Consider the following 8,934-nt stretch of genomic DNA (forward strand, 5'->3'; position numbering starts at 1 on the left):
CGAACCGGCACGACGGCCGCGGCCGCCCGCCGCCGGGGCGCCGCCCGTGGCGGCACCGGTGCGCGGAGCACCGGAACGACGGCGCGAGCCGCCGCCGTTGCCGTTGCCCGAGCCGGTGCGCTGCTTCGGCGGGGTCGCCTGCGGCACCTCCAGCACCACGGGGATGCCCGAGGGCGCCTTGGCGCCGGTGAGGCGGGACAGTTCCTCGTCGGAGGACTTGATCTGCGCGGTGCGCGGGGAGATGCCGGCGTCCGACATCAGGCGGGTCATGTCGCGCTTCTGGTCGGGGAGGACCAGGGTGACGACGCTGCCGGACTCGCCGGCGCGGGCGGTGCGGCCGCCGCGGTGCAGGTAGTCCTTGTGGTCGGTCGGCGGGTCCACGTTGACGACGAGGTCGAGGTCGTCGATGTGGATGCCGCGCGCGGCCACGTTGGTGGCGACCAGCGCGGTGACCTCGCCCGTCTTGAACCAGTCGAGGGTGCGGTTGCGCTGCGGCTGCGAGCGGCCGCCGTGCAGACCGGAGGCGCGGACGCCGTCGGCGAGGAGCTTCTTGACCATGCGGTCGACCCCGCGCTTGGTGTCGACGAACATGATCACCCGGCCGTCGCGAGCGGCTATGCGCGTGGCCACGGCCTTCTTGTCGGTCTCGTCCATGACGTACAGGACGTGGTGCTCCATCGTGCTGACCGCGCCGGCGGACGGGTCGACGGAGAAGGCGACCGGGTCGTGCAGGAACATCTTGACGAGCTTGTCGATGTTCTTGTCGAGCGTCGCCGAGAACAGCATGGTCTGGCCCTCGGGCTCGACCTGCTTGAGGAGCGCGGTGACCTGCGGCATGAAGCCCATGTCGGTCATCTGGTCGGCCTCGTCGAGGACCGTGATGGAGACCTGCGAGAGGTCGGCGTCACCGCGGTCGATGAGGTCCTTCAGGCGGCCGGGGGTGGCGACGAGCACCTCGGCGCCGCGGCGCAGGGCGCCGGACTGCCGGTTGATCGACATGCCGCCGACGACGGTCGCGATGCGCAGGTTGACGGCCGTGGCGTACGGGGCCAGGGCGTCGGTCACCTGCTGCGCGAGCTCGCGGGTCGGTACGAGGACCATCGCGAGCGGCGCCTTCGGCTGCGCGCGGCGGCCGGCGGTGCGGGAGAGCAGGGCCAGGCCGAAGGCCAGCGTCTTGCCGGATCCGGTGCGGCCGCGGCCGAGCAGGTCACGGCCGGCGAGGGAGTTCGGCAGCGTCGCGGCCTGGATCGGGAAGGGCTCGGTCACGCCCTGGGCCGCGAGGGTCTTCAGCAGCGCCTCGGGCATGTCCATGTCCTCGAACGCGGCGACCGGCGGCAGGGCCGGGGTCAGCGGTTCGGGCATGGTGAATTCTTGCGGCCGGGCTACGGGGGCGGACTTCTGCCGTCCCGCGCCAGCCTTCGGACGCCCCTGGGCCGTACCTCGACCCCGGGTGGGGCGGCGGCTGGGTCGTGCGGAGCTGGAGCTGGTCATGCGGAAAGTGCCCTCCTGATACCGGCAGGTAAAACGCTAAAACACGGTCGTGCGAACGCGGTCGAGACAGCAGACAAGCCGGGGCCCGCACCTCACGGCGCGGACCCCGGCATGCTGAAGGAATTAGGCGGGGATGATGTTCTCCGCCTGGGGGCCCTTCTGACCCTGGGTGACGTCGAAGGACACGCGCTGGCCCTCCTGGAGCTCACGGAAGCCCTGGGTGGCGATGTTCGAGTAGTGGGCGAACACGTCCGGACCGCCACCGTCCTGCTCGATGAAGCCGAAGCCCTTTTCCGAGTTGAACCACTTCACGGTGCCAAGTGCCATTTTGAATCTCCTGAATAGGCGGCAAGGGCCCCATCCGGAGACTCCGGTAAAAACAATTAAAGCGCCTGTCGGAGCATTCCCGTCAGGCGCACATAAAGTTCATGGGTACCACAACTGCAACGAGCTCTAAGCTAGCACACGTCCAGCGGTGAGCGCTGCCCCGGGCGTGTGACCTGCTCCGGAAGGCTTCCGGAGCAGGTCGGGACGGGCCGTGGGAAGCGGCCCGGGAGGGGGTCGAGGAGCGGCCCGGACGTTACAGCCGCTCGATGATCGTCACGTTGGCCTGTCCCCCGCCCTCGCACATGGTCTGGAGGCCCCAGCGGCCTCCGGTGCGTTCCAGTTCGTGCAGGAGGGTGGTCATCAGTTTGACGCCGGTGGCGCCCAGCGGGTGGCCGAGGGCGATGGCGCCGCCGTTGACGTTCACCCGGGAGGGGTCGGCCCCCGTCTCCTTCAGCCAGGCCAGGACCACGGGGGCGAAGGCCTCGTTGATCTCGACCAGGTCGATGTCGGCGAGCGACATGCCGGTCTTCTTCAGGGCGTGCGCGGTGGCCGGGATCGGGGCCGACAGCATGCGGATCGGGTCCTCGCCGCGTACGGACAGGTGGTGGATGCGGGCGCGCGGCCGCAGGCCGTGTTCGCGGACGGCCCGCTCGGAGGCGATCAGCATCGCCGCCGCTCCGTCGGAGACCTGGGAGGAGACGGCCGCGGTGATGGTGCCGCCCTCGACGACGGGCCTCAGGCCGGCCATCTTCTCCAGGGTGGTGTCGCGGCGCGGGCCCTCGTCGACGCGTACGTCCCCGTACGGCACGGTCTCCCGTTCGAAGCGGCCCTCGTCGATGGCCCGCAGGGCCCGCTGGTGGGACCGGAGGGCGAACTCCTCCATGTCGCGGCGCGTGATGCCCCACTTCTCGGCGATGAGCTGGGCCCCGTGGAACTGGTTGACGGGGGCGTCGCCGTAGCGGGCGCGCCAGCCGGCCGAGCCGGCGTAGGGGCCCTCGGTGAGGCCCAGTGGTTCCGCCGCCTGTCGGGAGGCGAAGGCGATCGGGATCATCGACATGTTCTGGGTGCCGCCCGCGACCACCAGGTCCTGGGTGCCGGACAGGACGCCCTGGGCCGCGAAGTGCACGGCCTGTTGCGAGGAGCCGCACTGGCGGTCGACGGTGACGCCGGGGACCTCCTCCGGCAGGCCCGCCGCGAGCCAGGCCGTCCGGGCGATGTCCCCGGCCTGCGGTCCGACCGTGTCGAGGCAGCCGAACACCACGTCCTCGACGGCAGCCGGGTCGATCCCGGAGCGTTCGACCAGCGCCTTCAGCACGTGCGCGCCGAGATCGGCGGGGTGGACCGCGGACAGGCCGCCGCCGCGCCGCCCCACCGGGGTGCGGACCGCTTCGACTATGTAGGCCTCGGGCATCGGGTCTCCTCTGTTCGGGTCAGGTACGCAGGGCGATCCCGTCGAGCACCATGGACAGGTACTGGCGGGCGATCTCCTCGGGGCTGTGCTGTCCTCCGGGCCGGTACCAGGACGCCGCGACCCACACCGTGTCGCGGACGAAGCGGTAGGTGAGGCGGATGTCGAGGTCGGCGCGGAAGACCTTGGCCGCGACCCCCCGCTCCAGCGTCCCGAGCCAGGCCTTCTCGAACTTCTGCTGCGAGTCGGAGAGGTAGTGGAAGCGGGGCTGGGCGGAGAGGGTGCGCGCTTCCTTCTGGTAGATGGCGACGGCGGCGCGGTGCCGGTCGATCTCCCGGAAGGACTCGGTGACGAGGGCCTCGATGGTCTCCCTGGGGCCGAGTCCGGCGGCCAGGACGGTGTCGTAGCCCTGCCAGAGTTCGTTCAGGAAGGCGGAGAGGATCTCGTCGAGCATCGATTCCTTGGAATCGAAGTGGTAGTAGAGGCTGCCGGCGAGCATGCCGGCGGCGTCGGCGATCTTCCGGACGGTGGTGGCGTTGTAGCCCTGCGCGGCGAAGACCTCGGCGGCGGTGTCGAGGAGTTCGCGGCGCCGCTCGGGTGACGCGGTCACCTGCGGCTTCTTCTTGGCGGTCTGCTGGTTCGTCGGCTTGTTCGTTGGCACGGGCCCATTCTCGGTCTACGCGTGCTGGCTGCTGACCGACACGGTCTCGCCCGTCATGTACGACGAGTAGCCGCTCGCCAGGAAGACGATGACGTTGGCGATCTCCCAGGGCTCGGCGTACCGGCCGAAGGCCTCGCGGGCGGTGAGTTCCGTGAGCAGTTCCTCGCTGGTGACCTTCACCAGGTGCGGGTGCATGGCCAGGCTCGGGGCGACCGCGTTGACGCGTACGCCGAAGTCGGCGGCCTCCAGGGCGGCGCAGCGGGTCAGGGCCATCACCCCGGCCTTTGCGGCGGCGTAGTGGGCCTGTCCCCGCTGGGCGCGCCAGCCGACGACGGAGGCGTTGTTGACGACGGCGCCGCGGCGGCCGGAGGCCTTGAAGGAGCGCAGGGCGGCGCGGGTGCAGCGGAAGGTGCCGTTCAGGGTGACGTCGAGGACGCGCGTCCACTGTTCGTCGCTCATGTCGACGAGGTCGGCGGTGCCGCCGAGGCCGGCGTTGTTGACGACGACGTCGAGGCCGCCGTGGGTCTCCTCGGCGAGGGCGAACAGGGCGCGGACCTGTTCCTCGTCGGTGACGTCGCAGGGCAGGGAGGTGACGCGGGCGGCGCCGAACTCGGCGGCGAGGGAGTCCTCGGTCTCCTTGAGCCGGCGGGCGTGGGCGTCGCTGATGAGGACGCGGGCGCCCTCCTCCAGGAAGCGGCGGGCGGTGGCGCCGCCGATGCCGGCGCCGGCCGCGGCGGTGATGACGGCGGTGCGGTCCGCGAGGAGTCCGTGGGGGGCGACGTGGTCGGGAGCGTTCACGCCCGTACCTCCTTGGGAAGGCCGAGGATCCGCTCGGCGATGAGGTTGCGCTGGATCTCGTCGGAGCCGGCGTAGATGGTGTCGGCGCGGGAGAAGAGGAAGAGCCGCTGGTGGTCGTCGAGGTCGTACGGGTCCCCGTGCGTGCCGTTCGCGACGAGGGAGGCGGCGCCGCGCACGTCCATGGCGAGCTCGCCGAGGTCGCGGTGCCAGCGGGCCCAGTACAGCTTGGCGGTGGAGGGTTCGGTGCCGGGTCGTCGGGCGGTGGCGCGCATGGTCTCCAGGCCGATCCAGGCCTGGACGAGGCGGTCGCGGACCTGCGGGTCGGCGAGGGCGCCGTTGCGTCGGGCGAGGTCGGCGAGGGCTTCGAGCTCGCGACGGAAGCCGACCTGCTGGCCGAGGGTGGAGACGCCGCGTTCGTAGCCGAGGGTGGCCATGGCGACGGCCCAGCCGTCGCCGGGTGCGCCGACGACGTGGGAGGCGTCGGTGCGGGCGCCGTCGAAGAAGACCTCGTTGAACTCGGAGGTGCCGGTGAGCTGGGTGATGGGCCGGACCTCGACCCCGGGCTGGTCCATGGGGACCAGTAGGTAGGACAGGCCCCGGTGGCGGCGGGAGCCCGGTTCGGTGCGGGCGAGGACGAAGCACCACTGGGACTCGTGGGCGAGGGAGGTCCAGGTCTTCTGGCCGTCCACGATCCAGGCGCCGTCGCGGAGGGCGGCGCGGGTGCGGACGCACGCGAGGTCGGATCCGGCCCCGGGCTCGCTGTAGCCCTGGCACCACAGTTCGCGGACGGCGCGGATGGCGGGCAGGAAGCGGCGCTGCTGTTCCGGGGTGCCGCGGGCGATGAGGGTGGGGCCGAGGAGCTGTTCGCCGATGTGGTTGACGCGGGCGGGGGCGTCGGCGAGGGCGTACTCCTCGTGGAAGGCGAGCTGTTCCTCGGTGCTCGCGCCGCGGCCGCCGTGGGCTTCGGGCCAGCCGACGCAGGTCCAGCCGTGGGTGGCCATGTGCCGTTCCCAGGCGAGGCGTTCGGCGAAGGCCTCGTGTTCGCGGCCCGGTCCGCCGCGCCCCTTGAGGGCCGCGAACTCCCCGGTGAGGTGGGTGCGGAGCCAACTCCGGACCTCGGTGCGGAACTCCTCGACGCTGCTCATGGCCGTACGTTAACCTACCAAACACTTGTTAGGGAAGGATGTCGGTATGCCCGCTGACGACTCCGCCGCGCCGGTGCTCCACGAGCGCCGCGGCCCGGTCGCGTACGTGACCATGAACCGCCCCCGCTACCGCAACGCCCAGAACAGCGCGATGACCTACGCCCTGGACGAGGCCTTCTACCGGGCCGCCGACGACCCCGAGGTCAAGGTGATCGTCCTGGCCGGCGCCGGCGAGCACTTCTCCGCGGGCCACGACATCGGCACCCCCGGACGCGACGCCCACCTGCCCTTCGAACGACGGGCCGGACTGTGGTGGGACCACAGCACCCGCACCGGCGCCGAGTCCCGCTTCGCCCGGGAGTCGGAGGTCTACCTGGGGATGTGCCGGCGCTGGCGGGAGCTGCCCAAGCCGGTGATCGCCTCGGTCCAGGGGGCATGCGTGGCGGGCGGGCTGATGCTGGCCTGGGTGTGCGACCTGATCGTCGCGAGCGAGGACGCCTTCTTCGCGGACCCCGTGGTGCGGATGGGCATCCCGGGCGTCGAGTACTTCGCGCACCCGTGGGCGATGCCGCCCCGCATCGCGAAGGAGTTCCTGTACACCGGCGACCGGATGTCGGCCCGGCGCGCGTACGAGATCGGCATGGTCAACCGGGTCGTCGGTCGGGAGTCGCTGGAGGCCGAGACCGACCGGATGGCGCTGCGGATCGCGGAGATGCCCGGCTTCGGCCTGGCCCTGACCAAGCGGGCCGTCAACCAGGCCGAGGACCTCCAGGGCCTGCACGCCGGCATGGACTCGGTGTTCGGGCTGCACCACCTGGCGCACTCCCACAACGCCGAGACGGCGGCGGACTCGCTCGGCGGCATGGACGTGGCCGCCATGAAGGAGGCGAACGGCTGATGGACCTCGATCACTCGGCGGACGTGGAGGCCTTCCGGGCCGAGGCCCGCTCCTGGCTCCGCGCGCACGTCCCCGCCCGGCCCCTGCCCTCGCTGGAGACGGAGGAGGGCTTCGCCGCGCACCGCGCGTGGGAGGCCCTGCTGCACTCGGGCCGCTGGTCGGCGGTGTCCTGGCCCGAGGAGTACGGGGGCCGGGGCGCGGACATCGAGCGGTGGCTGGTCTTCGAGGAGGAGTACTGGGCGGCCGGCGCGCCCGGCCGGGTCGCGCAGAACGGCATCAGCCTGCTCGCCCCGACCCTCTTCGACCACGCGAGCGCCGAGCAGCGGGCCCGGGTGCTGCCCCCGATGGCGAGCGGCGAGGCGATCTGGGCGCAGGCCTGGTCGGAGCCGGAGTCCGGTTCCGACCTGGCGTCGCTGCGCTCCCGCGCCGTGCGCGCCGAGGGCGGCTGGCTGCTGTCCGGGCAGAAGACGTGGTCCTCGCGGGCCGCCTTCGCCGACCGGGCCTTCGGGATCTTCCGCACGGACCCGGACGCCCCGAAACCGCACCAGGGGCTGACGTACCTGATGTTCGACCTGCGGGCGCCCGGCGTGACGGTGCGGCCCATCGGGCGGCTCGACGGGAAGCCCGCCTTCGCGGAGCTGTTCCTCGACCGGGTCTTCGTACCGGACGAGGACGTCATCGGGGAGCCCGGCCAGGGCTGGCGGATCGCGATGTCGACCACCGGCAACGAGCGGGGGCTGACCCTGCGCTCCCCCGGCCGCTTCCTCGCGGCGGCGGGGCGCCTGGTGGATCTCTGGGAGGAGGCCGGCGATCCCGCCGACACCGCGCTGCGCGACCGCGTAGCGGACGCGGTGGTCGGGGCGCGCGCCTACGAGCTGTTCACCTGGGCGGGCGCGACCCGCTTCGCGGCGGGCTCCGCGATCGGCGCCGAGTCCAGCCTTAACAAGGTGTTCTGGTCCCGGTACGACATCGCCCTGCACGAGACCGCCCTGGACCTGCTCGGTCCGGACGCGGAGCTGGCGGACGGCCCGTGGGCCGAGCCGTGGGTGTTCTCGCTGGCCGGGCCGATCTACGCGGGCACCAACGAGATCCAGCGCGACATCATCGCCGAGCGGCTGCTCGGCCTCCCGAAGGGCCGCCGCTGATGCGCTTCCAGCCGACCGACGAGCAGTCGGACTTCGCCCGTACGCTGCGCTCCCTGCTCGGCGCGGCCGCCGTACCGGCGACGGTACGGGCCTGGGCGGACGGGGACCACGGACCGGGACGGGCACTGTGGTCCCGGCTCGCGGACACGGGCCTGTTCGCGCTGGCCGTGCCGGAGGCGTACGAGGAAATCGGGGGCCTCGGGCCGCTTCCGGTGGAACTGACTCTGGGGTTCGTCGAGTTGGGGCGGGCGGGGGTGGCGGGGCCGGTCGTGGAGAGCGCGGCCGCGTCGGTGCTGCTCGCCCGGCTGGGGGACGACGCGCAGGCGAAGCGGTTCCTGCCGGGGCTGGTCTCGGGCGGGGCCCTGGCCACGCTGACCCTGCCGGGCTGTTCCCCGTACGCCCTGGACGCGGACGCGGCGGCGTACCGCTTCACCGTGTCCGCGGCGGGCGAGCTGCGGCTGGCGGACGTCCCCGGCGAGCGGCTCGCCTCCCTCGACCCGGCCCGCCGGCTGTCGGCGCCGGCGGGCGGCGAACTGCTCGCGGCGGGCCCGGCCGTCACCGCGGCGGCCGAGGAGGCGCTGCGCTGGGCGCGGCTGCTGACGGCGGCGCAGTGCCTGGGCCTCGGCGAGACCCTGCTGGCGGACACGGTGGAGTACGCGAAGCGGCGCTGCCAGTTCGGGACGCCGATCGGCGGCTTCCAGGCGGTGAAGCACCGGTTGGCGGACACCCTGCTGGCCTTGGAGTTCGCCCGCCCGCTGGTCCGGGCGGCGGCGCTGTCGCTGGATCCGGGCGAGGTCGCGGCGGCGAAGCTCACCGCCGGGGAGGCGGCGTACGGGGCGGCGTTGACGGCGCTCCAGGTGCACGGCGCGATCGGCTACACGCAGGAGCTGGACCTGTCCCTGTGGCTGCGCAAGGCCCGCCCCCTGCGCGACGCCTGGGGCACACCCGCCGCCTGCCGGGCGGAGGTACTGCGGGGGTACACCGCCCGGGGGCGGTAGCCCGGGGGCGGTGCGGTGGAGTACGGCCCGGCCCGGCGTCGACCGGGGCGATGCGGGCGGCGG

Annotated in this window: 9 protein-coding genes; 3 read left to right on the plus strand and 6 right to left on the minus strand. The window is 72.7% G+C overall.

The features are described from left to right. From NOD94_RS38360 to NOD94_RS38385, 6 genes are all read right to left on the minus strand, one after another. Nucleotides 1–1,491 (minus strand): DEAD/DEAH box helicase (locus tag NOD94_RS38360; protein WP_281210879.1); only part of this gene is annotated, 1,491 nt, incomplete at its 3' end. Nucleotides 1,492–1,614: 123 nt separating this feature from the next. Next, nucleotides 1,615–1,818, minus strand: a complete 204-nt coding sequence (locus NOD94_RS38365; protein WP_030010141.1) for a cold-shock protein — start codon at nucleotides 1,816–1,818, stop codon at nucleotides 1,615–1,617. 253 nt (nucleotides 1,819–2,071) lie between these two features. Further along, on the minus strand, nucleotides 2,072–3,229 hold the full coding sequence (locus tag NOD94_RS38370; RefSeq protein WP_281210880.1) for an acetyl-CoA C-acetyltransferase: 1,158 nt from the start codon (nucleotides 3,227–3,229) through the stop codon (nucleotides 2,072–2,074). A 19-nt stretch (nucleotides 3,230–3,248) separates the two neighbouring features. Next, entirely contained in the window at nucleotides 3,249–3,887 is a 639-nt protein-coding gene (locus NOD94_RS38375) for a TetR/AcrR family transcriptional regulator (RefSeq protein ID WP_281210881.1), read from the minus strand. A gap of 15 nt (nucleotides 3,888–3,902) precedes the next feature. Continuing rightward, nucleotides 3,903–4,685: an SDR family oxidoreductase gene (locus tag NOD94_RS38380; RefSeq protein WP_281210882.1), complete on the minus strand. Its 783-nt coding sequence runs from the start codon at nucleotides 4,683–4,685 to the stop codon at nucleotides 3,903–3,905. Further along, entirely contained in the window at nucleotides 4,682–5,830 is a 1,149-nt protein-coding gene (locus NOD94_RS38385; protein ID WP_281210883.1) for an acyl-CoA dehydrogenase family protein, read from the minus strand. The genes NOD94_RS38380 and NOD94_RS38385 overlap by 4 nt, the downstream gene beginning before the upstream one ends. Nucleotides 5,831–5,876: 46 nt before the next feature. On the opposite strand from NOD94_RS38385, the gene NOD94_RS38390 reads away from it, so the two are divergent. The 3 genes from NOD94_RS38390 to NOD94_RS38400 are packed head-to-tail and all read left to right on the plus strand — an operon-like array spanning nucleotide 5,877 to nucleotide 8,871. Continuing rightward, a complete protein-coding gene (locus NOD94_RS38390) occupies nucleotides 5,877–6,728 on the plus strand; it encodes an enoyl-CoA hydratase (protein ID WP_281210884.1) in 852 nt (283 codons plus the stop codon). Further along, nucleotides 6,728–7,873, plus strand: a complete 1,146-nt coding sequence (locus NOD94_RS38395) for an acyl-CoA dehydrogenase family protein (RefSeq protein WP_281210885.1) — start codon at nucleotides 6,728–6,730, stop codon at nucleotides 7,871–7,873. Before NOD94_RS38390 ends, NOD94_RS38395 begins: the two co-directional genes overlap by 1 nt. Next, the gene (locus tag NOD94_RS38400) at nucleotides 7,873–8,871 is read left to right on the plus strand and encodes an acyl-CoA dehydrogenase family protein (protein ID WP_281210886.1); all 999 of its coding nucleotides are present in this window, start codon (nucleotides 7,873–7,875) and stop codon (nucleotides 8,869–8,871) included. The genes NOD94_RS38395 and NOD94_RS38400 overlap by 1 nt, the downstream gene beginning before the upstream one ends. Nucleotides 8,872–8,934 lie beyond the last annotated feature (63 nt).

Origin of the sequence: Streptomyces sp. Isolate_45, assembly GCF_024721315.2 — a bacterium.
Classification (GTDB): Bacteria; Actinomycetota; Actinomycetes; order Streptomycetales; family Streptomycetaceae; genus Streptomyces.

Bases quoted from the DNA above. Each gene is read 5' to 3' on its own strand.
- NOD94_RS38365 (WP_030010141.1), bottom strand. From the start codon at position 1,818: ATGGCACTTGGCACCGTGAAGTGGTTCAACTCGGAAAAGGGCTTCGGC.
- NOD94_RS38370 (WP_281210880.1), bottom strand. From the start codon at position 3,229: ATGCCCGAGGCCTACATAGTCGAAGCGGTCCGCACCCCGGTGGGGCGG.
- NOD94_RS38385 (WP_281210883.1), bottom strand. From the start codon at position 5,830: ATGAGCAGCGTCGAGGAGTTCCGCACCGAGGTCCGGAGTTGGCTCCGC.
- NOD94_RS38390 (WP_281210884.1), top strand. From the start codon at position 5,877: ATGCCCGCTGACGACTCCGCCGCGCCGGTGCTCCACGAGCGCCGCGGC.
- NOD94_RS38395 (WP_281210885.1), top strand. From the start codon at position 6,728: ATGGACCTCGATCACTCGGCGGACGTGGAGGCCTTCCGGGCCGAGGCC.
- NOD94_RS38400 (WP_281210886.1), top strand. From the start codon at position 7,873: ATGCGCTTCCAGCCGACCGACGAGCAGTCGGACTTCGCCCGTACGCTG.